General features: G+C 45.3%; 23 protein-coding genes. 18 read left to right on the top strand and 5 right to left on the bottom strand.

Features of this window, described 5'->3' with window-relative positions; translation table 11 throughout:
- The first annotated feature begins 40 nt into the window (after positions 1-40).
- From AB4Z29_RS09335 to AB4Z29_RS09305, 7 genes are all read left to right on the top strand, one after another.
- The gene (locus tag AB4Z29_RS09335; protein WP_441942775.1) at positions 41-1,765 is read left to right on the top strand and encodes a sensor histidine kinase; all 1,725 of its coding nucleotides are present in this window, start codon (positions 41-43) and stop codon (positions 1,763-1,765) included.
- A 5-nt stretch (positions 1,766-1,770) separates the two neighbouring features.
- A complete protein-coding gene (locus tag AB4Z29_RS09330) occupies positions 1,771-3,396 on the top strand; it encodes a response regulator transcription factor (protein WP_441942774.1) in 1,626 nt (541 codons plus the stop codon).
- 36 nt (positions 3,397-3,432) lie between these two features.
- Entirely contained in the window at positions 3,433-4,560 is a 1,128-nt protein-coding gene (locus AB4Z29_RS09325; RefSeq protein ID WP_441942773.1) for a glycoside hydrolase family 88 protein, read from the top strand.
- A gap of 19 nt (positions 4,561-4,579) precedes the next feature.
- Complete coding sequence (locus AB4Z29_RS09320; protein WP_441942772.1) at positions 4,580-5,290, top strand: GDSL-type esterase/lipase family protein; 711 nt, start codon at positions 4,580-4,582, stop codon at positions 5,288-5,290.
- Between the two features lie 275 nt (positions 5,291-5,565).
- On the top strand, positions 5,566-6,063 hold the full coding sequence (locus AB4Z29_RS09315; RefSeq protein WP_441942771.1) for a DinB family protein: 498 nt from the start codon (positions 5,566-5,568) through the stop codon (positions 6,061-6,063).
- A 53-nt stretch (positions 6,064-6,116) separates the two neighbouring features.
- On the top strand, positions 6,117-7,118 hold the full coding sequence (locus AB4Z29_RS09310; protein ID WP_441942770.1) for a helix-turn-helix transcriptional regulator: 1,002 nt from the start codon (positions 6,117-6,119) through the stop codon (positions 7,116-7,118).
- Positions 7,108-7,413: a putative quinol monooxygenase gene (locus AB4Z29_RS09305; protein ID WP_441942769.1), complete on the top strand. Its 306-nt coding sequence runs from the start codon at positions 7,108-7,110 to the stop codon at positions 7,411-7,413. The genes AB4Z29_RS09310 and AB4Z29_RS09305 overlap by 11 nt, the downstream gene beginning before the upstream one ends.
- 291 nt (positions 7,414-7,704) lie before the next feature.
- Here the strand turns inward: AB4Z29_RS09305 and AB4Z29_RS09300 are convergent, their stop codons facing one another.
- Positions 7,705-8,454: an SDR family oxidoreductase gene (locus AB4Z29_RS09300; RefSeq protein WP_441942768.1), complete on the bottom strand. Its 750-nt coding sequence runs from the start codon at positions 8,452-8,454 to the stop codon at positions 7,705-7,707.
- A gap of 456 nt (positions 8,455-8,910) precedes the next feature.
- On the opposite strand from AB4Z29_RS09300, the gene AB4Z29_RS09295 reads away from it, so the two are divergent.
- The 6 genes from AB4Z29_RS09295 (at position 8,911) to AB4Z29_RS09270 (ending at position 13,690) form a co-directional block, all read left to right on the top strand.
- On the top strand, positions 8,911-9,309 hold the full coding sequence (locus AB4Z29_RS09295; protein WP_441942767.1) for a MerR family transcriptional regulator: 399 nt from the start codon (positions 8,911-8,913) through the stop codon (positions 9,307-9,309).
- Positions 9,306-10,313: an oxidoreductase gene (locus tag AB4Z29_RS09290; protein ID WP_441942766.1), complete on the top strand. Its 1,008-nt coding sequence runs from the start codon at positions 9,306-9,308 to the stop codon at positions 10,311-10,313. Before AB4Z29_RS09295 ends, AB4Z29_RS09290 begins: the two co-directional genes overlap by 4 nt.
- Positions 10,314-10,613: 300 nt before the next feature.
- Complete coding sequence (locus AB4Z29_RS09285) at positions 10,614-10,937, top strand: MarR family winged helix-turn-helix transcriptional regulator (protein WP_441942765.1); 324 nt, start codon at positions 10,614-10,616, stop codon at positions 10,935-10,937.
- A gap of 141 nt (positions 10,938-11,078) precedes the next feature.
- On the top strand, positions 11,079-11,825 hold the full coding sequence (locus AB4Z29_RS09280) for an SDR family NAD(P)-dependent oxidoreductase (RefSeq protein WP_441942764.1): 747 nt from the start codon (positions 11,079-11,081) through the stop codon (positions 11,823-11,825).
- Positions 11,826-12,121: 296 nt separating this feature from the next.
- A complete protein-coding gene (locus AB4Z29_RS09275; protein WP_441942763.1) occupies positions 12,122-13,069 on the top strand; it encodes a helix-turn-helix transcriptional regulator in 948 nt (315 codons plus the stop codon).
- Between the two features lie 108 nt (positions 13,070-13,177).
- Positions 13,178-13,690 carry an EVE domain-containing protein gene (locus AB4Z29_RS09270; protein WP_441942825.1) on the top strand — a complete coding sequence of 171 codons (513 nt, stop codon included), beginning with the start codon at positions 13,178-13,180 and terminating at the stop codon, positions 13,688-13,690.
- A 116-nt stretch (positions 13,691-13,806) separates the two neighbouring features.
- Here the strand turns inward: AB4Z29_RS09270 and AB4Z29_RS09265 are convergent, their stop codons facing one another.
- Together AB4Z29_RS09265 and AB4Z29_RS09260 are read right to left on the bottom strand one after the other, a co-directional pair.
- Entirely contained in the window at positions 13,807-15,285 is a 1,479-nt protein-coding gene (locus AB4Z29_RS09265; protein ID WP_441942762.1) for an Lsa family ABC-F type ribosomal protection protein, read from the bottom strand.
- 340 nt (positions 15,286-15,625) lie between these two features.
- Complete coding sequence (locus AB4Z29_RS09260; RefSeq protein WP_441942761.1) at positions 15,626-16,585, bottom strand: HD-GYP domain-containing protein; 960 nt, start codon at positions 16,583-16,585, stop codon at positions 15,626-15,628.
- A 196-nt stretch (positions 16,586-16,781) separates the two neighbouring features.
- Between AB4Z29_RS09260 and AB4Z29_RS09255 the strand changes: the two genes are divergently transcribed.
- The 3 genes from AB4Z29_RS09255 (at position 16,782) to AB4Z29_RS09245 (ending at position 20,041) form a co-directional block, all read left to right on the top strand.
- Positions 16,782-17,372: a TetR/AcrR family transcriptional regulator gene (locus AB4Z29_RS09255; protein WP_441942824.1), complete on the top strand. Its 591-nt coding sequence runs from the start codon at positions 16,782-16,784 to the stop codon at positions 17,370-17,372.
- A gap of 88 nt (positions 17,373-17,460) precedes the next feature.
- Positions 17,461-18,468, top strand: a complete 1,008-nt coding sequence (locus AB4Z29_RS09250) for a DMT family transporter (protein WP_441942760.1) — start codon at positions 17,461-17,463, stop codon at positions 18,466-18,468.
- 97 nt (positions 18,469-18,565) lie between these two features.
- Positions 18,566-20,041 carry a protein adenylyltransferase SelO gene (locus AB4Z29_RS09245; protein ID WP_441942759.1) on the top strand — a complete coding sequence of 492 codons (1,476 nt, stop codon included), beginning with the start codon at positions 18,566-18,568 and terminating at the stop codon, positions 20,039-20,041.
- A 187-nt stretch (positions 20,042-20,228) separates the two neighbouring features.
- Here the strand turns inward: AB4Z29_RS09245 and AB4Z29_RS09240 are convergent, their stop codons facing one another.
- Complete coding sequence (locus tag AB4Z29_RS09240) at positions 20,229-20,840, bottom strand: class I SAM-dependent methyltransferase (protein WP_441942758.1); 612 nt, start codon at positions 20,838-20,840, stop codon at positions 20,229-20,231.
- Between the two features lie 196 nt (positions 20,841-21,036).
- The gene (locus AB4Z29_RS09235) at positions 21,037-21,918 is read right to left on the bottom strand and encodes a LysR family transcriptional regulator (protein ID WP_441942757.1); all 882 of its coding nucleotides are present in this window, start codon (positions 21,916-21,918) and stop codon (positions 21,037-21,039) included.
- Between the two features lie 243 nt (positions 21,919-22,161).
- On the opposite strand from AB4Z29_RS09235, the gene zwf reads away from it, so the two are divergent.
- Both zwf and tkt read left to right on the top strand, forming a co-directional pair.
- Positions 22,162-23,688: a glucose-6-phosphate dehydrogenase gene (gene zwf, locus AB4Z29_RS09230; RefSeq protein WP_441942756.1), complete on the top strand. Its 1,527-nt coding sequence runs from the start codon at positions 22,162-22,164 to the stop codon at positions 23,686-23,688.
- Positions 23,672-25,660: a transketolase gene (gene tkt, locus AB4Z29_RS09225; RefSeq protein ID WP_441942823.1), complete on the top strand. Its 1,989-nt coding sequence runs from the start codon at positions 23,672-23,674 to the stop codon at positions 25,658-25,660. Before zwf ends, tkt begins: the two co-directional genes overlap by 17 nt.
- The last annotated feature ends 28 nt before the right edge of the window (positions 25,661-25,688 follow it).

Raw genomic sequence — 25,688 nt, 5'->3', positions numbered from 1 at the left:
ATGCTACAATAGTAGGAAATGGAGTGAGGAGGCGCGATCCTTGAATGTCATCACCAAGGTCATTCTACTTATCGTATTAATCTTGACACCGATTATCGGGTTGTTTACGTATACGAATCAACAGAGCGTAAGCGTGATTGAAGAGCAGATTAATACTAGAAATGAAGAGAAATTATCCTACTTTCTGAATGATATAGAACGACTGCTGGATCAAAATATGATGTATGCGACATTGGCTGCGAAGGATCCCGAAATACGCAACGTGTCCTTTGGAAATTTGCCGCAAACTGGATACGATCGGCAAAACATCATTCAATCGATTCAGAGCAAGCTCAGATTGTTCAGCATTACGAATCAAGTTATGAATATCATTTCTATTTATTTTCCCAAGAGCGATCTATCGTTATCTACGATGTCCTCCGCAACTTTTGGTGAAAGGGAAGTAGAGTGGCAATACACACCGAATTGGAAGCTGAACAAGGTGGATGTCAACGGCGTACACATGGATGCGTTCTCCAGATATTTTGTTTCACCTTATCAAGTTAATCCTGACAATCTCATGAATGCCGATCTTGTTGTCCGCGTTGATTTCTTTACGCAAAATATTACCAATTTGCTGGATGGATTCACATTGGCTGGTCATAGCGATGCCTTTTTCTACCATAGCCCAAGCGAGGCGGTATACAGCAGCAAAGCGAACACTAAGCTGATTCAACAAGTAATGGAGACATATCCGGTTGATCAATATACGAGCACAGACAAATCTCGCAACATTGTAAAAATTGACGGGAAAAAATATCTGCTTTATACATTGAGATCCACCAAGATGGAATGGAGCCTTGTGGACATCGAACCATTGGACCAAATCTTGCAGCCGGTTGTGCTCAGTAGAAATCTATTTTATGTCATCCTATTACTCTTATTCCTATTCGGAATCGTGTCAGCATTGTTACTGTACTCTCATATCCAAGTACCTATCCGTATGTTAATTCGCGGCGTCGAGCATATCAAAAATAAAAATTTCGCCTATCAAATTAAAAACCGTCGAAAAAACGAGTTCCAGCAGCTCTTCGATTCGTTTAACGGAATGTCGATAGAAATCGATCAACTGCTTAAACGTGTTTATACGGAGGAGGTTCGTTCCAGAGAGGCTGTCATGAAGCAGCTGCAATCGCAGATTAATCCGCATTTTCTGTATAACTGTTTGGCTTACATCGTGAATATGGCGAAAATGAACAAAAACCAATCGGTCATTGCGATGGCGCACAATTTGGGTGACTATTACAAATATACGACACGAAATGAATCACTTGTGGCTACTCTGCGGCAGGAAATCGAACTCGCTATAAGCTATTTAGACATCATGAATTCTCAGCTTGATAAGCTGGAATACACGATCACGATTCCGGATAACATGCTGGACATGCAAATTCCGAGACTTCTCGTCCAACCCATCATAGAAAATGCAATCGTCCATGGCTTGGAAGAACGGCTGGAAGAAGGACTGATTACAATCTTAGGACGGGAAGGTCCGATTTCGAGGTTGATTATCGAAGATAATGGAACAGGACTGACTTCTGATGCGCTGCAAAGGCTTCGCCAAACCATTGGGCAAGAGGTTAATATTACGAAGAGGACAGGGCTTTGGAATGTAAATCATCGCTTAAAGTATTATTTTGGGGAGCATTCCGGCATTCATATCGATCACTCTGCTCTGGGCGGTTTACGAATTGAGCTTTATTGGGAAATAGTCGAGAAGGAGTGAAACGTATGATTTCATTATTAATCGTGGATGATCAGAAGCACCAAGTGGATTCTTTGGCTACAACGATGCCATGGGAGCAATATGGAATCTCACAGATCCATACGGCTTATAGTGGCCATGTCGCGTTAGAAATCATTCAAACTCACGCGATTGATATCTTGATAACGGATATCCGTATGCCAGGCATATCTGGGCTGGAGCTCATTCAATTCGTCAATGAACAGAAGAAGAAAATCGATTGCATCCTGCTCACCGGATATGCAGAATTCGAATATGCCAAACAAGCGATCGAACTTCATGCCATCTATTACTTCATCAAACCGGTCCGTGATGAAGTTTTATTAGATGCAATTAGTAAGATCGTGGATAAACGCCGCAACGAGCGTCAGCAGCATCAAATTTTTGAATATGCAACCTCCATTGTTCACCAGAACCTTCCTTTATTGAGAGAGAATCTACTTCTTGACCTGCTGCATCATGCGGATATATCGATTAATCAACTAACAGATAAGCTTGAAATGTATCGGATTCCCTTCCCATACGGTCAACAGGTGAAGATGGTAGCCATCAAACTAGATCCTTATTTCTACGAATCTTATGGCGCGGCTGATATGAAGCTGTTTCAGTTTGCCGTTCTGAATATGGCGGAGGAGCTATTTTCTGTTTCCTTTCATATTTGGGGATGCAAAACGCCGCAGGGACATTTGATCATACTGCTGCTTCCAAAGACAAAAGAAGAGAAACCGATCGCACAGTGGGATTCAGAACAGGAGCATATATGGCTCTCTTTAGCCAATAAGCTTACAGAAAATGTGGATGATTATTTAAAAGGACAAATAACGACCTATATTTCCAATCCGGCGCAATTTCCCGAGGAGATTCATGCTGCCTATTCTTCCCTCATGTCCATGCTAATGAGGTCCAATCAGCAGCGGGGAATGATCATTTCAGCACCACAGCTAGGCACCGATCGGGCCATGAAGCCTTTACGCTCGCTATACGAGCAACCATTGCTCATTCGGCTAATGGATACCCGGGATCGGGATAAGCTGAATCATAAACTATCGGACATATTTTGTGAGCTAGAGCATTCACAATCCGATTCACAAGCGCATCTGCGTGAAGCATACTTGCATTTGTTAAGCAGTTTTACATACCTCGCACACAAGAATGGAAAAGTGCTGGAGGATATCGTCGGAACGGCTTCCAGTCGTGCCGAACACAATGTGATTCATTCAGCAAAGCTTTTGAAAACTTGGAGTCTCGTCATTCTAGATGCATTATTCGATGAGGGGTCTCTGCTAATCGATGATAATCACCGCCAGTTGGTGAACAAAGTTCACTCGTATATTGAGCAGAATCTAGGGACAGATGTGACGCTCCAATCAATCGGAGATTCCGTTTACTTGAATGCGATCTACTTATCTCAAATCTATAAGGAAATTACAGGAGAGAATTTAAGCGAATACATCCTGCGTGCCCGTATGGAGAAAGCAAAGATTTTATTAGAGCAATCGTCCTTTAGAATCTATGAGATCACGGAACGGGTAGGGTATCAAAGCTCTCAGCATTTCATTAGAACGTTTAAGAAATATTATGGTGTGACGCCTGAAATCTATCGAAAAAGATAGTGTTCTATGTAACACAACCATAGGGGGAGGATTTAGTTGAGCACAAAGTTGGATTGGGTTGAACAAGCTTGGCAGAAAATCATTCTTAAAATGGATCGAACGAGCGATTCCTTAGGGGCGTCGTTTCCGAATGGCTCGGCAGATGGTCGTTACGAGCGAAGTCTACCGCATGATTGGATAGCAGGCTTTTGGCCTGGGCTGCTTTGGCTCATTTATCGGGAAACGAAAAATGATCAATTCAAGCAAATTGCCGTGGAATGCGAACGGCAAATCAGTCAGACGCTCTGGGAATTTGATCACTTGCATCATGATGTAGGTTTCATGTTCGGCTTAAGCAGTATGAATCAATATCTTATTTTGCAAGACGAGGAGGCGAAGCGGCATGCGTTAATGGCTGCAAGCTTGCTCGCAGGAAGGTTTAATCCAGCAGGCGGGTTTATCCGCGCATGGCCGAACTGGGGAGGAGAGGATCACAGCGGTTGGGCGATTATTGATTGCCTGATGAATCTGCCGCTTCTCTACTGGGCATCCCAGGAGATCGAGGATCCTCGCTATCGGCACATTGCAATCCTTCATGCAGATACGGTGCTTCGAGAATTTGTCCTTGCCGACGGTTCCGTTCACCATATCGTTAGTTTCGATCCGGGGACAGGCGAGCGAATTGGGGCACTAGCAGGACAAGGATATGCCAAGGATTCGGCATGGTCAAGAGGTGCGGCGTGGGCATTGTATGGATTTGCGCAGTGCTATTCCTATACAGGGAAACAGGATTATGTGGAAGCTGCCAAGCGGATCGCGAGATTTTTTATCGATCATCTGCCAGCGGATAAAGTGCCTTATTGGGATTTTCGGTTGCCGGAGGTCAGCAACACGGTCCCTAGAGATTCCTCCGCAGCTGCAATTGCTGCTTCAGGTTTATTGGAACTGGCTCATTTGCTTCCGGTCGAGGACGGGAATGAGTATAAGCTGGCGGCAGAAGAGATCCTTCGTTCTTTGTATGAGAATTATGGCGCTTGGGATTCAGATGAGGAGGGGCTGCTGCTCCATGCAACGGGATATTTTGAAAAAGACATCTATGTGGACGCACCGCTCATTTATGGGGATTATTATTTTGTGGAAGCATTGCTAAAGCTTAAAAATTCGGAAGATTCAAACATGAAATGAAACGGAGAGGATTTTTGAAATGACTACAAATCGGATAGAAATCGTAAAACCTGGCTTTTTCGCGACAGCAGCTGCAGCCGATAGCAGAAGAGGAGAATTTGATATTGGCAACGAAATATTGATTGCTCATAAGGTACCCGTGGATTTTGTGTTTATCGGGGATTCGATCACGCATATGTGGGAACTTCATACTTATTTTGGCCGAAGCGGGCTATTTATTGTGAATAGGGGTATAGGCGGTGACATCAGCAGCCATTTATTAAGAAGGTTCGAAGCCGATGTTATTCAGCTGAAACCTAAACATGTTGTTATTAAAATCGGCGTAAATAATTTTTGGGCATTGGATGGTTGGACAGCGCAGGATCGGAAACCAGCGGACCAAATTATTTCGGGGCTTGTCAGTGATATCCGGGAAATGGTGAAAAGCGCAATGGCAAATGGGATTACTCCCATTATTTGCTCCATCCTTCCAACCAACATGCCGCAATCTGGTAACAATGATATACGCAACGCTAGCATCGTCACTGTGAATCAGCAACTGCAAGAGGTGGCGGATATGGAAAAGGCTGTTTATGTCGATTACCATTCTCTTATGACAACGGAAGATGGTTTGCGGCTGCGCAGTGAGCTTGCCGACGATGGACTTCACCCTCATTTGCTGGGTTACGACATTATGGCACAGGCCTTGATTCAAACACTTGAAAAGAATGGTATTCGTATGATGGTCTAGCGTGTGCTAGGTCTGATCTTTCCCAGGGTAAGTCGATGGTTCCTCTTGAGGGCGGATCGAATAATCATTCTATTATCTGCTTATTTGAAAATAGTAATATAAATGAAATAATCAGCTGGAATTCCGGCTGGTTTTTTTATTATGTTCGACCAAAAACGCTACCCAGACTCAATTTCAGTTTTTAAAAATAAATAAAGTTGAAATGACTGACCGTTTTTGTCAGGGATTGAGGCGTATACTCAAGATGCGGATGAAAAGAACTGGGAGGAATGGATATGGATATGACATTAGAATCGATTGTGAGAGAATGGGTAAGGGAAGCGGATTTAACGAGTCGGGTGTTACTTGTATTGACAGACGAAGCGTTGCGTCAGCGAATTGTCGATGATCGCCGTACGCTGGGAGAGCTGGCGTGGCATCTCGTAACCTCAGTTGATTATATGCGGGCGCTGGGCCTTGATTTCAATGGTGTGAACGAAGAAGACGCAGCATCGTATTCGGCAGCGGGAATCGCAGGGGAATACCAACGTATTAGTGCTGCTATGGTAGAAGCTATACAGATGCAATGGACGGACAGAAATCTATATGAGAAACAAGTGATTGCAGGTGAGGAATGGCGGAATGGCGAATCCATAAGGTACTCCATTCTGCATCAGGCTCATCATCGAGGCCAAATGACGGTACTGATGAGGCAAGCGGGATTGGTTCCGCCTGGGCTGTACGGCCCGACTTATGAGACTTGGACGGATAAAGGGATGAAGCCATTGAAATAAATCACTCACTATGAGTCTGGTTTCGGGTGACAACGAGAAAGAAGGTAAGGATCATGACGAAAGCGGACAATATGTTATCGATCCTGTGGCTGCTTCGGTCTGGCAAACGTGTAACTGCCAAGCAATTGGCAGAGGAGTTGGAAATACATGTAAGAACGGTTTATCGTTGCATCGATTCGTTATGCGCGAGCGGAGTGCCGATTGTAGCGGATTCGGGTCCAAATGGCGGCTATAGCATCTTAAGCCATTTCGCCGATTCTCCGCTCGTCTTTGATGCTGAAGAACAGAAAGGATTGATTCATGCATCGATATTCGCTAAGGAAGCGGGTTATCCCTATACGGATGCTTTGGCAAGAGCGATGGATAAGCTGAAGCATTATGCGAATGAGAAGCAGCTGGACCATCTCGAGCGCCATAGCAGCGGCGTATCGGTCATATATCCTCCGATAGACGGTGCGTACCAAGCCTATTTACGAATGCTTGAGGAAGCGGCAGGAAAAGGCCGAACACTCGAAATGCTATACGAACGAGGCAAAGGGGAGAAGTCGCCTCCGAGGCTTTTTGATCCTTACGGAATCGTCTATTGGAAAGGAAGCTGGTATACGGTTGGATATTGCGGATACCGCCAAGAGACGAGAAGCTTTCGGGTGGATCGTATTCGAGACCTCATGGAGACGGACGGGAGCTTTGAGCGACCGTCTGCGTTCTCGGCAAAAGACCACTTGCTCGGAAGCCTTCTTCATGATCCCGCCGGATCGGCGGAGTTCGAGAATGTAACGATTAAAGCGAAGGAGCAGGTGCTCGACGAGCTCTGCCGGCATTGGCTATTTGGACATGCGCTTGTGGAGCGCAAGCAGGGGGAAGCCATCTTTCGTTTGGAGCGCTCTACGCTGCACACGTATGTACCCTATTTTCTGATGCCATACAGTACAGGGTTGCAGATTGATTCGGAGCTGCTTATTCAGCGGATGAAGGATGCCAGCGCTCGCATGCTTACACATTACGAAGCTATGTATATGGATTTGAAAAGTAGAAAGGGAGAAAATGATGAGTAAATATGCGATGTTCGGAAAACTGACCGCTCACCCAGGCAAACGGGAAGAGCTTGCCAATAGGATGCTGAGTTCTAGCGAGACCTTGAATGATATGGAAGGCTGCATTTATTATATTCTGCACGCCGCTGAAGAGAATCCAGATGATTTGTGGGTGACTGAGCTGTGGGAGACCGAAGAGGCGCATGCCGCATCATTGAAAAACGAGAAAGTGCGTGAGCTTATTGGGAGTTGTCGGCATTTGATCGTTGGCGCCAGCGCAATAAAAGTTCGTCCGCTTGGCGGGAAAGGCTTTTAACGGAATGCTGCGCTTGTTAATCGCTGATGATCTATGCAATAAACCATTTCATGGCTTGAATAGGGGCAGACCCAAAGGATAAGACAGAACCGGCTTATCCCCTTTCATGCGTAAAAAGAGCCTCGTCCCCACTATAAATGAACTGTGACCCTCAGAGGGTCACAGTTCATAAAGTGGAGCAGAAGGCTCTTTTTACTCTCATTTACATAAAAAGCAGGGACTCGAATTTCAAGAAATTACTTTTGAAGCAGCTTTTTTATAACGACGCGTTTAAATGTTAAAGCGAACAACTTATGCCTTGTGGCTTCTAAGCCAATCCTCAAAATGCGTTGATGTGATATGCGGGTTATCGCCTGGGACGAGTGATTGATCATTTAAATCTGCGCCAAAGTAGCGGGCGCTCTCGTCTGTAATGACCTCGCGATTATCATTCTGTACCTGCAAGAATCGGCGAACAAGCTCGTCAAGACCGAGCCGATCGGGGCCGGCTACCTCGACAGTGCCATTCTTAGGTTCAGCAAGCGTGAACTCGACTAGCGCTTCGGCAACGTCACCTGAAACAATGGGTTGTACAGAAGCAGAAGGCAATCGAACGGTTTGCCCCTCGGTAGACACATAAGCAATGCTATTGATAAACTCGAAAAACTGAGTTGCGCGAACGATGGTATAAGGCACCGAGGCGTTTTTGATCAGCTCTTCTTGTGCCATTTTTGCGCGGAAATAACCGCTTTGGAGCAGGCGTTCCGTGCCCACGACCGATAGCGCAACGTGATGCTTCACTCCCGCCTCAAGCTCAGCCGCAAGAAGGTTTTGAGTCGATTTTCCGAAAAATTCTAGAACGGCGTTGTCTTCAAACGAAGGTGAGTTAGCTACATCTACGACTACTTGAGCGCCAACAAGCGCAGCAGCCAGTCCTTCTCCCGTAACGGCGTTGACACCAGCGGACGGTGAAGCAGCAACTGCCTCATGGCCAAGCTGACGAAGGTTTCTCACAAGTTTTGATCCAATAAGGCCTGTACCGCCAATAACGACTATTTTCATGTTAATCCTCCTAGTATGATGGAGCCATATAGATATGGCTCCCATTTGTGTTGTTTGGTCAATCGAACATAAAACGACGTTGTCCTATTTTTTGTGACAGCTTCGAATAGGATGATCGCGGTTACGATATCCGGTCGTTGATAGTTTGAATTTGCGAAAAAATGGAAAAGGAGTGTTTTCAATCCATTTTCCTATATAAGCTGAATCGATTACTCTGTCTACTTCGATACGATGGCATTCATGGATGCCCGCGTGGATAATTATTCCGAAAAAATTATTATGAGCGAGGAGCGCTGCACCTATGCATGAATGAAGGATAGTTTGCAATCGGGATGAGGAGATGCTTATGCTGAGTGAAAGCTAATATTATGTCTTTTCAATGACTTGACTTAGAGCACGCTCCAACCTTTATAGTTGTATCCGTGCTAGAACAAGCTAAGTGGGGAGGAGGAATCCATGAGCAAAGATAGGGATAATCAAAGCTATACCATTTCGGAGGTGTCGGAGATGACCGGACTATCTTCAGATACTCTGCGCTATTACGAGAAAATCGGGCTCGTTACCTCCCCGGAGAGAGGGGCTGGGAAGAAGCGACTATACACAAACGCGGATATCGGTCGTATTCGATTTCTTACGTACCTGAAACGGACGAATATGCCGCTCAAAAAAATACAGCAATATGTCGAAAGTTATGACCATCATGATGAAGCGCATTGTTACGAGCTGCTGGATGAACACCGACAAGAGATTGAACGCCAAATGAGGGAATTAGAGGCTACGAAGCAGATCATCCAGTTCAAGCTTGCGCACTTTCAGGAAATCAAGGATGGTAAATTAAAGGAGGGCTATGAATGAATATATATGCCGATAAGGGACGTACACTACAAATACCGCTTCACACGGGATATGGACCGCGGACTACAGCTGAAGATATCGTGAAGGAAATGGATTTGAACGGGAAAATCGCAATCGTCACGGGAGGCTATTCGGGCATTGGTCTAGAGGTTTCGCGCGTGCTTGCAGCAGCGGGCGCACACGTGATTGTACCTGCCCGGACACCGGGAAAAGCAAGAAACGCTTTAGCGAGCATTCCTGGAGTGGAGCTGGAAGCGCTCGATCTTTCTAATCCAGATTCGATTGATCAATTCGCTCATCGTTTCGTAGAAACAGGACGTCCACTCCATATACTGGTGAATGGTGCAGGTATTATGGCAATACCCGAGCAGCGCGATAGCAGAGGGAATGAGCTGCAGCTTGCTACTAATCATTTGGGACATTTTCAGCTTACTGCGCGCTTATGGCCAGCTTTGAAGCGCGCAAACGGCGCACGGGTAATTTCTGTTTCGTCAGGCGGTCACCGTTTGAGCGACTTTCATTTCGAAGATCCGAACTATCTGCATCGTCCATATAGCAAATGGGAGGCTTACGGCCAATCCAAAACCGCAAATGCTCTGTTTGCGCTAGAGCTGGACAGTATTGGGAGATCACTTGGAGTACGTGCTTTCTCTGTTCATCCCGGTACGATTGTTACTGATCTCTCTAGGCATTTGTCCAATGACGAAATGAAAAGCATGGGCGCATTAGATGAACAAGGGCAGCGCGCCTTCTCAGAATTGACGGAAGAACGTAAAACGATTCCGGAGGGAGCAGCTACAATTATTTGGAGCGCAGTCAGTAAGCAGCTTGCTGGGATGGGAGGCGTATATTGTCAGAATATTGATATTGCCCCATCCGTATCCAAGGACCAAATCAATGAGTATAGCATAGCTGGCGTCTCGCCATGGGCTGTCGATGAACAGTCTGCCAAACGACTTTGGGTATTGACCGAGAAGCTTACGGGGATAAGTTTTGCACGATAATCATTACAGAGAGCTCTTTTTTATCGAGTAACTGTAGACTGTTCTACTAAGCAAGCCCTGCCTATCGAATAGATACAGGCTTGCTTATGGACAGCTAACGCTTGACAATCGAAACGGCTATGATTATAGTTAATTGGCAAACAGTTAATTGATTAACTAATGGATGAAAGGAGGTCATGTTGTATCGAGAAATGGAGCCCTTTCGAACAGCCGATATTGCCGGTCAACGTTTTTCTGACCTTGTATAAAACCAATCATCACTTAGTCCAGCAATTGGAGGAACAGCTAGGAAAATTCGATTTGACGCTAGGTCGCTGGTGTTTGCTTGTTGCTCTTAAGTCTAGCGGAAAGGCGATGGTGCCGTCCGAGCTTAGTGACGACCTTGCGGTTACGAGGGCGAATATAAGCAATTTATTGAATGCACTGGAGCAAACAGGACGAATTCGAAGAAACTTCGATCCTGCGAATAGGAGAAGGATTCTAGTCCGTTTAACACCCGAAGGCGATGAGCTCATATCCAAAGTATGGCCCGTATATGAGCAAACGATTGTTCAACATGTAGGTAATAAACTGTCACGGGAAGAACAGGATCAGCTTAAGGTTTTGTTGAACAAGTTGTATTAAGAGCAGTTTGTCTGTCCTTTGCGAAGGACAGATTCGTATAATGATTAACTGATTAATTATTTAATATTTAACTATATACGAATACTGATTATCCCGCTGATATTTCAAAACCATACTATGAATTATAAAGGAGACAAGGACATGAATAAAAATAAAGTAGCGATTATAACAGGCGGCGGTGCTGGAATCGGATTGGCAGCAGCAAGGTTGTTGGCTGCAAAGGGGATAAAGGTGCTTATAACAGGACGTCAAAAAGGGCCACTGGAGGAAATAGCGGCTAGCGATGCAAATATTAAGGCTTTAGTAGCAGATGCTAGTGATCCGGAGTCTGCAGCGAGAACGGTTGATGCCGCGATTACGTATTGGGGACGCATTGATATAATTGTTAACAATGCTGGAGGTGGCGCCATCCAGCCTCTAACAGAAGTAAATACAAAATCGATCAATGATATTTTTGCTGTGAATGTCGCGGCACCAACCTTGCTCGCCTCTGCAGCTATTCCTTATCTTGAAAAAACGAAAGGGACAATCATTAACATTTCGAGCACATTTGGCAGCAAAGCAGCAGCAGGAATCTCACTTTATGCTGCGAGCAAGGCTGCGGTAGAACATTTGACGCGCTGCTGGGCGCTTGAGCTCGCACCGAAGGGCATTCGTGTCAATGCAATCGCAAGCGGCCCAGTAGAAACGGCATTTCTTCGAGATCGGATGGGACTTTCTGACGATCAGATTCATGCCGTTAAGGAGCAGGAGCGTCAAGCAATCCCGCTTGGCAGAAGAGGCGTGCCGGATGATGTGGCAAAGTGGATCATACATTTGGCGGATTCGGAATCAGATTGGATTACGGGTCAAATTATAGGGGTTGACGGTGGTTTAGTCATATCTTAATTCATGAAAGAAAATAGGAATACAAGAAAAGTAGCCAGATGGCCAGGTATGGATGCTTGTCAATAATCTAAACGAGAAGGAGGTATCTTAGAAGCTTAAAGCGCTTATAAGATACCTCTCTTTAGGTCAACAGCTTGAACGGGAGATTCACGTATGCAGTTCATCGACATATTCCAAGTTATCCTATAAAATGATATCGATACTCGGCTTGTTCCGGTTAAACAACGAATAGCGACAAATTTTCATATAATCGCAATAGCTTTGATTTAACAAATGCATTGAACAGGAGACATTAGATGAATAAAACCGAAAGACTGCTTGCGATTGTATTGGAGCTTCAGAGAAGCAAGGTACAGCGTGCGGAGGATTTGGCTGAGCAATTCGAAACCAGTGTCCGTACGATCTATCGGGATATGCAAGCGTTATGTGAAGCTGGAATACCGATTATAGGCGAAACCGGCATTGGATATTCCTTGATGGATGGATATTTTCTTCCTCCTGTCAGCTTTACTGCAGAAGAAGCTGTTGCTCTTTTGATTGGAACAGAGTTTATTGAGCAGCGTTTCGATCCAGGCTATGGAGCAACAGCTCTATCTGTACGAAGGAAAATAGAAGCCATCCTGCCGCTTCAGGTGCAGGCTCACTCAGCAAAACTTCGCAGCAATATTCGATTGCTGAATAGGTCCAAGTCTGAAATGCTGGAGAAAGAAAAAGCTGCGCTCAAAATTATACGCATGGCGATGGTCGAAGGACGGAAAGTGTGCTTCTCATACCGTGCCAATCAAGCCGCTTGGGATGGCGAAAGTATGACTGATCGTACAGCCTCGCCATATGGACTCGTAATGGTTCAAGGAAACTGGATGATGATCGGAAGCTGTGATTGGAGAAAGGACATTCGTCATTTCCGGGTTTCTCGTATGGATGGCCTTGTGATGAGCGATGAGTCCTTCCAGCTACCTGAGCATTTTGATCTGAATAGCTATTCGCCCAAGGATGATCGGCACATCCTCATTCGCGTTCTGTTTCAAGCTAGTCTGGCTGAACGGGTGAAGGAAGCTGACAGCTATTATATGGAGGATGCCAAATGGCTCTCCGAGGGCTATGAGGTTCTTTTTCGTGTCCGCAGACAAGAAGAGCTGCTTCACTGGATACTTGGCTTTGGTTCAGGCGCAGAAGTGCTGGAACCTGATGAATTCCGAAGAAGTATGCGAAAGGAACTGGATAAAATGATCAAACGCTACTGACATTATGTTGTCAGTAGCGTTTTTGTATAGTTGAACGAGTATAGGAATAAGGGAGGCATGACCAGTATGAATACGAGTACCGAGCGGCAGGAGCAGCTCTCGTTGTCGATGGAACAAAACCACCTAACGTTGGTAYCAGGGGATACGCTTCAGCAAAGCCGTTTTTGGATTGGTGTTGTATCACAATCTCATGTACGGATCGGCGTTGAAGAAGGCGTTGCCCAGCTATGTCACGGAAAGGAAGCAGCCTTGAAGCGTATGCGAGCAGGAGATTGGCTGATTTATTATTCGCCGCGCACAGAGAGGAATGGAGGAGAACCGCTGCAGGCATTTACTGCCATTGGTCAGGTGAGTGATGACCTGATCTATCCGTTCCATATGTCAGATACCTTTGTCCCATTTCGTCGTGCCGTTCGTTTCCTGCCATGCGAAACCGTTAAGATTGCCGGGCTGCTGGACGAGTTGTCGTTTACGAGCGGGAAACGCAGCTGGGGATATAGCTTCCGCTTTGGGCAGATCAAGATCAGCCGCGAAGATTTTTTGATTATTGCAGCAAAAATGTTAGGGGAAACGTGGAGTCAGAGCTTAAGGCTTGAACATTGTCCCGCAAAAGACGCATAAATCAGAGACGAGGATTCAGGTTGCAGTGCGTAGAAAAAAACGAAGCGGCTCAGAAGTCCGCTTCGTTCTTTATGGCTGAATATAGTCCGCTGGCTGCTCATCTGAACGAATTGCGATTACAGTGCAATGACTTTTGTAGCGATATTATCACAGAATTCTTTGTCATGCTCAACAAATAGGATGGTCGGCATGTATTCCAGCAGCAGTTCTTCGATTTGCATCCGAGATATGACATCAATGAAGTTTAGCGGCTCATCCCAAACATGAAGATGAACGTTTTCGCTTAAGCTTTTTGCAAGGAGCACCTTCTTCTTTTGTCCTCCGCTATAGGTTGAAATCTCTTTTTCCAATTGCAATCTAGAGAAATCCAGTTTTCTTAAAATCGATTTGAAGAGACTTTCATCAATGTCGTGATCTCTTGCAAAATCAGTCAAATACCCTTGTAGATGAGATGTATCTTGCGAGACATAGGAAATTTTAAGCTGGCTATCTTTGTTGAAGTTTCCGGTATAGCGAATTTCCTCGCCGCAAATTAATTTGATAATGCTTGATTTTCCAGAGCCGTTTTTTCCTGAAAGCGCGATGCGCTCACCTTGTTCAATCGTAAAACTTACCTCGGAACAAACCTTTTTCTCATCGTAATAAATCGAAACATGATCAAACTCGGCAAGCTGGTTTTTATGAAAAGCAAGCTGTGATATTCTCAGGCTGTCTGCATGCTCAATATTTTTGAGAAGCTTGGACTTTTCATCAATAGCGGATTGTTGCCTTTGCTCAATGGACTTAGAGCGTTTCATCATTTTGGCTGCTTTATGTCCGATATATCCTTTGTCTACTTTTGAACCAGAATTTCTGGTACCGTTTTTTGTTTTTTCCACTTCATGTGACCAGTTTCCCGTCCGTTTGGCAGAGTCGGATAAACGTTTAATGTCTTTTTTCAGTTTTTCGTTTTCGGCAAGCTCAAAGTGATCTTGTCTCCTTTTATTTTCCCACCAAGCTGAAAAATTTCCTTTCTGAATTTCAATGTTGGTTTTATTGATGGATAGGATGTGATCGACGCAGTTATCCAAAAAGGATCGGTCATGCGACACGAGAATAAAACCGCTCTTGTTATTCAAGTATTGGCTAACCAGCTTTCTTCCAGCCATATCGAGATGATTGGTGGGCTCGTCGATTAACAAGAAACGATTCTCCTTCAGAAATAATGCTGCCAGCAGCACTTTGGTTTGCTCACCGTTGGACAACGATTCAAAAGGCCGATCCAAAACGTCCTCCGTCACTTTTAGCAAGGAAAGCTCGCGCATCAATTCCCAATGAATATAATCCGGATATATGTCGTGTATGACATCAAGCGTGTTTTTTTGTTTATTTTCTACATGAAAAGGAAAATATTCAAAATGAACAGTAGCAGATATATGTCCGCTGTATTCATATTTACCGAGCAGCAACGCCAGAAACGTTGTTTTTCCTCTGCCGTTTCTCCCCGTAAAGCCTAATTTCCAATCGGTATCGATTTGGAAATTTACGTTTTCGAATATATTATCGTAGCTGCCGTCATAAGCAAACGTTAAATTTGTAACTTGTATTAATGACATCTATTTGTCCTCCATAATGTTAAATATTTAGTTATTTTCATTATTTTAACCGGAAGAAAAGAAAAAAACGCAAAAAACACCAGGCAACCGGTGTTTTTGCGTTAAACCTTATCCAACGATATGACAAAAAGACTAAGCGTGTTATAAAATGATCGCCAAGTTTATCTATTCATAGAAGGATAAAGCTCCGGTAGCTGCCTTGTTGTTTGGTGAACCATGTCAACGAGCATATGAACTGACAGGTTCACTTGAACATCTACAACATCTAACTCAATCATCGCTTTATCCCTCCCTACATTAGTATCCTTTCATTAAAAAATAACATGGACGCATGTCTCAGTCAAGACGAAAGGGGATATTTGGGCAATAGCCTCGTGCCTTCACGGTTCCAAATGCTTATGAAAGCATGAACCACTTTGGGATCAAATTGTGTCCCAGCATTTTTCTGGATTTCTTTTATGGCAAATGCAATATCCAATTCGCCCCGATATACTCTTTTTGACGTCATCGCATCGAAGGTGTCAGCCACGGACATAATTCTGGCTGCTAGCGGAATTCGATTCTCCGCAATGCCGCTTGGATATCCGAGTCCGTCAAATCTTTCATGATGATGCAATACCATATCGAGAATGCCTGAACGCTTTAAATGTGAGATATGGCTCAGCATATCATAACCGGTCAAGGGGTGGGCCTTAATTATCGCAAACTCCTCGTCCGTCAATCGGGATGGCTTCCCTAGAATATGCTCAGGTACTCCGATTTTTCCGATATCGTGTAGGATTCCTCCAATATATATGCGTTCACAGGCCACTTTGGACAGGTTCATTTCCTCAGCGATCCGCTTGGAGTAATAGGCCACGTTGTCGGAGTGATCCGCTGTATAGTGATCTCTTGAATCCAGAGCTTTCGCCAAGGTAAAGGTCAGCTGCAGCGTATTCTGTTTCTGCTTCATATAAAACAGAATCATGAATGAAATGGATGACGAGGTAAGGAAATAAGTGATGCCTAATGTGAGAATACGCAAGAAGGCGTTATCATGTACTTTGAAAACTTCTGTTTGCTCCAAAAAAACCTTAGCTACTACAATTAAGCCAACGAAAACGATTCGTACCCACGACTCTCTCCAAAAAGCAAGACCAATGAGCAGGCAAAGCAGCAAATAACCGAATTGAAATAGCGCAAAATGATCAAAAAATATATCCGTGACGATTATTGCAAGAAAAAAGAATAAAAATAAGCTTTTGCTTAAGTATCTGTTATTAATGATGCTTTCGGCGTGATTAACGATATAGTTTTTCATAAGTTTCCCTACTCCTGCGATGAAAATAATGTGTTTTTCTAAATTATGTATCTATTTTTCATATTATAATTCAAACCAACAATTTTAGAAAGAATTAAAATAACATAGATCGGTTCGCCTCTTGACTTAAGAGCCGGATTGTCATAAGATGATGTCAGTGATTACTGACATTTATTTTGGAGGCTGGAACCTCATGATGGAATCTGACAAAGCGAGCAGCAGCAGTGATAAATTGTTATTAGCTGCGATTAACCTAATCTCCGAGAGAGGATATAATGGCGTAACAACGCAAGAAATTGCGACTGCCGCCGGTTTAAGCGAGAAAACGCTGTTCCGTCATTTTGGAAGCAAGCAGAAGCTCCTCGAAGCCGCATTTGACCGTTTTCATTATGCGGAGGAGATGCGTAAGGTTTTCCAGGAAAAGCTGGTTTGGGAGCTGGAGGTTGACTTGTTAACCGTTTGCCGAACTTACCATGAGATCATGAACCGCAACCGGAAGATGATTCAAATCAGCATGAAGGATGAGGTTCAATTACCTGGCTTTCGAGAGCGTACACATCAGCATCCGCTGCAGCTATTAGACATATTAACGAATTATTTCAAGGAGATGAGCGAGCAGGGTAAAATGATTCGTACGAATCATAAGCTGCAGGCATTTACCTTTATGATGGCGCATTTTGGGGCGTTTATTAATGATTTGGATACGGGTAAATTCTATCCCGACATCTCGCTGGAACCGTTTATGCAAGAGAGTGTAAAGCTGTTTGCTAGGGCATTGACTCCCTAGTTTTTTTATTAGCAAATTGACAGTAAGTGCTGACAGTCAATTATAAGTTAGCAATACGTGAAACCAATGATATTGGAGGATGATTATCATGGAAATGGAAATGGAAATGAAAAAGAAAAAGAAAAACAGCATGGTTAAGGATGGGAAAATCAAATTAAATGGTGTACGGCTGGCTTATTTGCTCGCGATAATCAATGCCGTAGTCATTGGGATGTCGTTTCTTCTAGTCAAGAAGTCTCTGGATTATACCAGTCCATTCGACACCTTGACGTACCGTTTCGCGGAAGCATTTCTGATTCTATTAATCCCGGTTGCGTTTGGCATAGTCAAGCTGAATTATCGAGGCAAGCCACTATATCAATTGCTGCTGCTTGCGACCATGTACCCCATCGGATTTTTTACATTCCAAACATTCGGGCTGCAGCATGCTACTTCGGCCGAAGGAGGGATTATCAATGCAGCTACTCCTGTTATTACGATGCTGCTTGCATCCGTTTTTTTGAAAGAAGCGACGACGCTTTCTCAGAAATGGTTTACGCTTGTTTCGTTATCCGGCGTCGTTTTTATATTCATGATGAAAGGAAGCAGCATCGATTTATCTAAAATGTCGGGCATTCTGCTGCTGCTCATGGCCAGTATCGTGTTTGCCGGATACAGTGTATTGGCAAGGTCGATCTCCCAGCATTATAGTATGACGGAAATTAGCTTTTTTATGGTCGGCATTGGATTTATGTCCACATCGCTAATAACATTCGCTGCGCATTCCGTAGATGATTCACTTGGTAGCTTGCTCGCACCTTTATCTAACGGTGTTTTTGTCCTTTTAATTTTATGTCTGGGTGCGGTACAGCTGTCTACGGCACTTATGGGTAATTTCATTTTCTCTAAGCTTCAGGCTTCAAAGGCAGGCGTGTTTATTAATCTCTCTACCGTCGTTTCGATAGCTGGCAGCACTTTTGTTCTGGGTGAGGAATTGGCTTGGTACCATATTTGCGGATCATTCCTTATTATAATCGGGGTCATTGGTGCGAATTTGCTCGGCAGAAAACGATTTACGCAAAAAACGAAAACTGTGAATCATGCAAATGCAGTTTAACAAAGGGATAGCATTCATTAAACAAGCTAATCCTGAGTGGAAAGGGTATAATAAACGTCAGTGATATTCAATCTTTTCATGAGAGATAGGAGATAACATGACAAACCATCAAACAAACATAGATGCAGGATGGAACTTTGACAACAGCTATGCCACTCTTCCAGAAACTTTGTTTACCCGCATGACCCCTCCGCCGGTAAGCTCACCTGCTATTATGATTCTTAATGAGCGGCTGGCTGCTGACCTGGGACTGAATGCTGAAGCGCTGAGAAGAGGGGAGGGCACGGCGGTGCTTGCCGGGAACCAAATCCCGGAAGGCGCTGCTCCGCTTGCTCAAGCGTATGCGGGGCATCAATTCGGTCATTTCAACAGATTGGGAGATGGTCGCGCATTATTGCTGGGCGAGCAGATAACGCCGAAAGGCGAGCGCGTTGATATCCAGCTCAAGGGATCGGGAAGGACGCCATATTCCAGGGGCGGCGACGGCAGGGCTGCTCTTGGCCCTATGCTTCGCGAGTATATCATGAGCGAGGCAATGGAGGCGCTAGGCATTCCCACAACGCGAAGTTTGGCAGTCGTTGCGACAGGGGAGCTCATTTTCCGTGAAACGCAGCAGACCGGTGCAATCCTAACGCGCGTAGCAGCCAGCCATATCCGTGTCGGCACCTTTCAATATATTGCGAATTGGGGGACTAGGGAGGAGCTGCAGCAGCTTGCCGATTACACCTTGCTTAGGCATTACCCGCAGGCTGCAGAACATGAGAATCGTTATCTTGCTTTGCTGCAGGAAGTTGTGAATGGGCAAGCCGCGCTCATTGCCAAATGGCAGCTAGTTGGTTTTATTCATGGCGTCATGAATACGGATAACATGGCATTAAGCGGCGAAACGATTGATTACGGACCATGTGCCTTTATGGACATGTATGATCCTTCTACCGTTTTCAGCTCCATTGATGCGAATGGACGTTATGCGTATGGCAATCAACCGCATATTGCGGCTTGGAATCTCGCCAGATTCGCGGAAACGCTATTGCCGCTGCTGCATGAGGACGAGGAAGAAGCCGTGCTACTCGCAGAGGATGCTATATCGGATTTCATTGCATTGTTTAAGCGGAATTGGCTGGCGGGAATGAGAGCAAAGCTTGGCCTATTTAATGAGGAATCAGAGGATGAAAACCTTATAAATTCACTTCTTCACTTGATGAAGGAGCAAGATGCGGATTACACCAATACCTTTCGTTCATTAACATTGGGTAAAAAAGAGGTAACGGGATTGTTAGGCACTGCCGAATTTGCCGAGTGGCAAGTCGAGTGGCATGCAAGGCTGAGCAGGCAGCAGGAGACTAAGGAAGAAGCTCAGCAGTTGATGCGCAGCAGCAATCCTGCACTCATACCCCGCAACCACCGCGTCGAAGAAGCGCTGCAAGCCGCGGTTAATGAGAACGACCTTACCGTCATGCTGAGATTTTTAGAAGCATTATCGAACCCATATGCTTATTCCGCTGACCAGGAGCCATTCGCGGATCTGCCTGCTCAATCATCCTATCCATACCAAACGTATTGCGGAACGTAATGTATATGAGAAGGGGCCTATAGGATAGGTTTCTTCTATTTACCGGCATCTGAACTCGACGCAGCAGACAGAACAAAAGAAACCACCCTTAGCAAACCTGACCCTCCATTGTTAGTTGTGTTTAACAATGGAGGTATTGTTAGCAGAAGGGTGGTTTTTGTGTGATGTAGATCACGCACGCGTCTATTCAATTACTTCGCAAAATGATAAAACTAGCCGAAGACAAATTTTTGTGTTTCTGCTCCACGAACCGATCGATCCGATAGGCCGTATAAGTTTCCAGTTGCTTTAGAATATCGTGGTCGCGAATCGTTGGTACGATTTGAGGCTCATCAGCGCCTGTAATCCGCGTATACAAAATGACATGGCTAGCATTGCAGGAAAATATGTCATCCAACGTTTTGCGGAAGTCATCGGGGTCCGTAATATGATACAGGACGTCCAGACACACCACAAGATCGCAGCTTAGAAAAGCATGATTGATGAAATGCTTCGGGTTGTAGGTCAGAAAGCTTTTGCTAGAATCGCCTTCAAATCGCTGCGCACACCGTTGAATGGAAGAACTGGCGACATCCAGCCCCAAATAGTGCTTATAATGCATAAGCGATAGCTGATTCCCGTCGCCGCAGCCGAATTCAATGACACTTTGAATCGCATGCTCCTGAATATAGGCATTGATGATCTCCGCTTTAAAGTCCGCTAACACTCCGTATGAGCCACTGCCAGAAGTCCCGCCTACGGCATAGTTATTTTCCCAATATGACTTGTAGTCGAACGGCGTCTTTTGATTTTCGGTCATGTTGATCGCCTGCCTCCACCTCTTATTTCTTACCTCGCTAACCACCATTATATGAAAACAGGCCGCAACGAGAACCAGAAAAGACGAGGAGGCTTCCGTTTATTTTAAAATATCGGAATGTATAACTTTAGGCTATACATTCTCCATATTTCTCGGATTGAAACGCGCCGCGCCGCGAAGGGACGGCGAAGCCGTATCACTTTGTAAGCTCAACAAACTTTTTTGCTGCACTGGAGAGGGGCATATTCCGCATAATCATTAGTCCAACCTGAGAGGGAGGCAGCTTTACGTCCAGTTGAATCTCAAAGAGCGAGCCCTCTTCAAGTTCCTTGGAGACGAACTCTCTGGTTACATAGGAGATACCGAGTCCTTTCCGTGCAAACGCGATGAGAAGATCAACGCTGCCGACCTCGATTTCAGGCTTAAGCTCATAGCCGTAGCCCTGGAATAATTCCGTGATGGCCATCCGGGCTCGACTGTTGCGCGAGAATAAGATAACAGGATGCTGTAGCAATCTATCCAGCGACACAACCTCATTCTTTAGCTCTGCGAAATGGTCGCCAGCGACGAAGCAGTCCTGCAGCTGGATGCCTTGCCGAACTTCGAGCTGCGGATCAACGATCGGCATGCGGACAACGCCTAAATCAATTCGTCCTTCTTTCAAAAAAGCGATAATTTCCGGTGTTGTGCCATGAATCAACTGAAGCTTGATGCCTGGATAGTTGCGGTGGAAGGTTTCCAAGTAAGCAAGCAAATAATGCTTAAACAACGAGTCGCTGCCGCCGATGCGAAGCTCGCCGCTGTCCAAATTTTTGAGCGCCCCAAGCTTTTCCTCAGCGAGCGTAATCAAAATTTGTGACTGCTCAATGTAAGAATAGAGGATCGCTCCCTCCTGCGTTAGAGAGACTCCTTTGGAGTTGCGATAAAACAGAGTAACGCCGAAGCTGTCCTCAAGCTGCTTGATGGCGTGGCTGACACTCGGCTGCGTAATATAGAGCGCTTTTGCCGCTTGAGTCAAGCTTCCGGTCTTTGCAGACCAATAAAAAACCTTATACAACTCATAATTGTTCATAGACATGGTCTATAGCTCCTGTGAAATATATTAATTACTTGTATGGCTGTATTTCGTATTATAGTGGAACTAAGAAAAAGAAACCAGAGCATTCTGACAAATCAAGCGTAAACGGCTAAGGCTGTCCCTTGGCGGCTCAACTAACGTTACGCAAGAAATATAGAGAAAGGTGGCAGAAAGATACACTTTCCTATATTTTGAAAAAGCTCATGGTGTTATGTAGGGGACATACTGGAGGGAGATAGGAAAATGGAGGCAACCACGTTTGTTTTGTTTGGAGCGACAGGGGATTTGGCCAAAAGAAAAATTTACCCTGCCTTGTATAATCTGTTTATCGATCAAAAGCTGCCGCAATCATTTTCCGTATTCGGGCTCGGCAGAAGGGAAGTATCCGACGAAGCGTTCCGGGCAAGCGTTGAGCAATCGCTTCGCACTTTCTCTAGGCGCGAAGTAAGCGACCAAGAACAATTAAACAGCTTCCTAAGCGGATTCCGCTACAGCGTATTGGATGTTAGTCACAAAGAGGACTATAAGAAGCTGCTCGGCATGATTGAACAGCGCGAGAAGGAATTGGATCTAGCACCTAACCGGATGTTCTACCTGTCCGTTGGTCCTGAGTTTTTCGAAACCATTGCAACAAATATTAAAGAAAGTGGTCTAGGCGCAACTAACGGTTGGAAACGCCTGATGATCGAGAAGCCATTTGGTCATGATCTCCAATCCGCGCGTGACTTGAATGAACATCTAAGTAAAACGTTTGAAGAAAATGAAGTATTCCGTATCGATCATTATCTCGGTAAGCCGATGGTGCAGAAGCTTGAGGTGCTGCAGCAATCGAATCCAGTGCTGCAAGCTTTGTGGTCGAACCGGTACATCGCCAATGTGCAGATAACAGCTAATGAAACGGTTGGCGTAGAAGAGCGAGCCGGTTATTACGATAAAGTAGGCGCAGTTAGGGATATGTTCCAGAATCACATGCTGCAATTGCTGATGATGCTGGCGATCCATCTGCCTAAGAACAGTACGTCTAAGGACGTTCGTTTCAAAAAGAAAATGGTTATGGAATCACTCGAGCCGCTGGAAAAAGAGCATGTGCAATCTCAGGTTGTCCGCGGGCAATATGCGGCAGGTTCCATCCAAGGGAAGCCGGTCGTGGGCTACACCTCCGAGCCTAGCATCCCACAGTCGTCAATGAATGATACGTTTATCGCAGCCAGATTGCAGATTGACGATGTTTTTTGGAGAGATGTTCCTTTCTATATTCGTACAGGAAAAAGACTCAAAGAGAAATCAACTCGGATCGTGATCGAGTTCAAAGAGCCTTTGAAGCAGCAAGTGAAAGTGAACGATGATACGAGAGTTCCTAATTTGCTTGTATTTGAGATAAGTCCGAATGAGGGCATTAGCTTGCAATTGAATACTCGCGATCCACAACATAAAGGTGAATTCAAACCAATCAATATTGATTTCCACTCGATACGGAGCGACGTGCCTGAAGCCTATGAGAATCTAATTCATGATGCTTTGCATGGTGACCCAACCTTCTTTGCGCACTGGGATGAAGTCGAGCTGTCTTGGAAATGGGTTCAGCCGATATTGAACGCGTTCCAAGAAAATACGGTGCCGCTTCACCATTACTCAGCTGGGTCTTACGGACCTGCCGAGTCGGATGCGCTGCTCGCAAGAGACGGCTATCATTGGTGGTTTGATTCCAAAACAGAACAAGAAAATACAGATGCAAAAGGAGAACAATATGCCTATCACACAAACCATTGACCAACTTTCTATCGATACGATCCGCACACTGTCCATTGATTCGATCAACGCCGCAAACTCCGGTCATCCGGGACTTCCAATGGGTGCAGCTCCAATGGCATACGCGCTATGGTCCAAATTGCTGAACCACAATCCTGGCCATGCAAAATGGTTTAACCGCGATCGCTTCGTGCTTTCAGCGGGCCACGGCTCCGCATTGTTGTATAGTCTCCTTCACTTGTCGGGCTATAACGTAACAATTGAAGATTTGAAACAATTCCGCAAGCTCAACAGCAAAACGCCAGGGCATCCTGAATTTGGCCACACGGACGGCGTTGAAGCTACGACTGGCCCTCTCGGCCAAGGCTTGGCGATGGCTGTCGGAATGGCGATGGCAGAAGCGCATCTCGCTTCGAAATTCAATCAAGAAGGCTATCCCGTTGTCGATCATTATACGTATGCGCTAGTCGGTGACGGCTGCTTGATGGAAGGCGTTGCTTATGAAGCGATGTCCATGGCGGGTCATATGAAGCTTGGCAAATTAGTAGTTCTATATGATTCCAATGATATTTCATTGGACGGAGACCTAAGCCTCTCCTTCGGTGAAAATATTCAAAAAAGAGCAGAATCGGCACAATGGGAATATCTTCGGGTTGAAGACGGCAATGATGTCGAACAAATTACGAAAGCGATTGAAGCGGCTAAGCAAAACAGTTCTAAACCAACGCTTATCGAAGTTCGTACCATCATTGGTTACGGCAGCGAAAAAGTAGCCGGAACAAACAAAGCACATGGCAATCCGCTAGGTTTTGAAGAAGCAAAAGCAACAAAAGCGGCCTATGGCTGGGAGCATGAGGAGGATTTCACGGTTCCTGCTGACGTGAAAGCTCATTTCGAGCAATTAAAGCAAAATGGCGAGTCGAAAGAACAATCATGGAACAGCCTGGTCGCTTCATATAAATCGAGTCATCCTGCTCTTGGGGAAGAGCTTGAGAAAGTCATAGATGGAGCTGTACGTTTTGAAGCCGCTGATCTCTTAACCTTTGATACTTCCAAATCGATCTCTACACGAGTTGCAAGCGGTCAAGCGATCAATCACTATATTAAGTCAGTACCTTCGATATTCGGAGGCAGTGCAGACTTGTCCCACTCCACTATGACGGATATTAACGGCGAGCAAACCTTCGCCGTAGATTCCTACTCAGGCCGCAATATATACTTCGGCGTCCGTGAGCATGCTATGGGAGCAGCGGGCAACGGGCTTGCCCTGCATGGCGGCGTAAAACCATTCGTCAGCACGTTCTTCGTATTTAGCGATTATTTGCGGCCAGCGATTCGTCTTGCTGCCATTCAGAAGCTGCCCGTTACCTATGTATTTACGCATGACTCGATTGCGGTTGGGGAAGATGGGCCGACACATGAGCCTGTTGAGCATCTGGCTGCGCTTCGGACGATTCCAGGTCTTACGGTCATCAGACCGTCCGATGCGAATGAGACGGCTAATGCATGGGCTTATGCCTTGCAGCAGCAGGAAGGCCCAGTTGCACTAGTGTTGAGCCGCCAGAACCTTCCGATTTACGAAGAAACGAAGGCTAATGTCGATGGCGTGGCAAAAGGCGCTTATGTATTGTCCGAAACGAATAATAAGCCTGACCTTATCCTTATCGCAACGGGCTCTGAAGTTTCACTAGCTGTGAATGCAAAAGCAGAGCTGGAGAAGGATAACCTATCCGTTCGCGTTGTTGCAATGCCGAGCAGAGAGCTGTTCGACCGTCAATCCGATGCCTACAAAGAATCGGTGCTTCCGGAGTCCGTCACGAAGCGCGTATCGCTTGAAGCAGGAATTTCATTAGGCTGGGAACGCTACACGGGACCAAAAGGCAAAATATTGTCCATCGATACATTCGGTGCGTCAGGCCCAGGCAATGAAGTATTGGATTATTTCGGGTTTTCGACTAGCAACGTTGTTCGATTGGCGAAAGAATTATTTTAAAAAATAAAAAACTAATTGGAGGAAACAA

This window comes from Paenibacillus sp. 2TAB23 (assembly GCF_052115165.1).
In the GTDB taxonomy this organism is placed as follows: domain Bacteria; phylum Bacillota; class Bacilli; order Paenibacillales; family Paenibacillaceae; genus Pristimantibacillus.
The sequence above is the reverse complement of the archived record's forward strand: the minus strand, read 5'-3'. Positions and strand labels throughout refer to the sequence as shown.

What these genes read in the sequence shown, in the direction of transcription:
- AB4Z29_RS09330 (WP_441942774.1), top strand. Translation starts at nt 1,771, where the DNA reads ATGATTTCATTATTAATCGTGGATGATCAGAAGCACCAAGTGGATTCT.
- AB4Z29_RS09320 (WP_441942772.1), top strand. Translation starts at nt 4,580, where the DNA reads ATGACTACAAATCGGATAGAAATCGTAAAACCTGGCTTTTTCGCGACA.
- AB4Z29_RS09315 (WP_441942771.1), top strand. Translation starts at nt 5,566, where the DNA reads ATGGATATGACATTAGAATCGATTGTGAGAGAATGGGTAAGGGAAGCG.
- AB4Z29_RS09310 (WP_441942770.1), top strand. Translation starts at nt 6,117, where the DNA reads ATGACGAAAGCGGACAATATGTTATCGATCCTGTGGCTGCTTCGGTCT.
- AB4Z29_RS09305 (WP_441942769.1), top strand. Translation starts at nt 7,108, where the DNA reads ATGATGAGTAAATATGCGATGTTCGGAAAACTGACCGCTCACCCAGGC.
- AB4Z29_RS09300 (WP_441942768.1), bottom strand. Translation starts at nt 8,454, where the DNA reads ATGAAAATAGTCGTTATTGGCGGTACAGGCCTTATTGGATCAAAACTT.
- AB4Z29_RS09295 (WP_441942767.1), top strand. Translation starts at nt 8,911, where the DNA reads ATGAGCAAAGATAGGGATAATCAAAGCTATACCATTTCGGAGGTGTCG.
- AB4Z29_RS09290 (WP_441942766.1), top strand. Translation starts at nt 9,306, where the DNA reads ATGAATATATATGCCGATAAGGGACGTACACTACAAATACCGCTTCAC.
- AB4Z29_RS09280 (WP_441942764.1), top strand. Translation starts at nt 11,079, where the DNA reads ATGAATAAAAATAAAGTAGCGATTATAACAGGCGGCGGTGCTGGAATC.
- AB4Z29_RS09275 (WP_441942763.1), top strand. Translation starts at nt 12,122, where the DNA reads ATGAATAAAACCGAAAGACTGCTTGCGATTGTATTGGAGCTTCAGAGA.
- AB4Z29_RS09265 (WP_441942762.1), bottom strand. Translation starts at nt 15,285, where the DNA reads ATGTCATTAATACAAGTTACAAATTTAACGTTTGCTTATGACGGCAGC.
- AB4Z29_RS09260 (WP_441942761.1), bottom strand. Translation starts at nt 16,585, where the DNA reads ATGAAAAACTATATCGTTAATCACGCCGAAAGCATCATTAATAACAGA.
- AB4Z29_RS09255 (WP_441942824.1), top strand. Translation starts at nt 16,782, where the DNA reads ATGGAATCTGACAAAGCGAGCAGCAGCAGTGATAAATTGTTATTAGCT.
- AB4Z29_RS09250 (WP_441942760.1), top strand. Translation starts at nt 17,461, where the DNA reads ATGGAAATGGAAATGGAAATGAAAAAGAAAAAGAAAAACAGCATGGTT.
- AB4Z29_RS09245 (WP_441942759.1), top strand. Translation starts at nt 18,566, where the DNA reads ATGACAAACCATCAAACAAACATAGATGCAGGATGGAACTTTGACAAC.
- AB4Z29_RS09240 (WP_441942758.1), bottom strand. Translation starts at nt 20,840, where the DNA reads ATGACCGAAAATCAAAAGACGCCGTTCGACTACAAGTCATATTGGGAA.
- AB4Z29_RS09235 (WP_441942757.1), bottom strand. Translation starts at nt 21,918, where the DNA reads ATGTCTATGAACAATTATGAGTTGTATAAGGTTTTTTATTGGTCTGCA.
- zwf (WP_441942756.1), top strand. Translation starts at nt 22,162, where the DNA reads ATGGAGGCAACCACGTTTGTTTTGTTTGGAGCGACAGGGGATTTGGCC.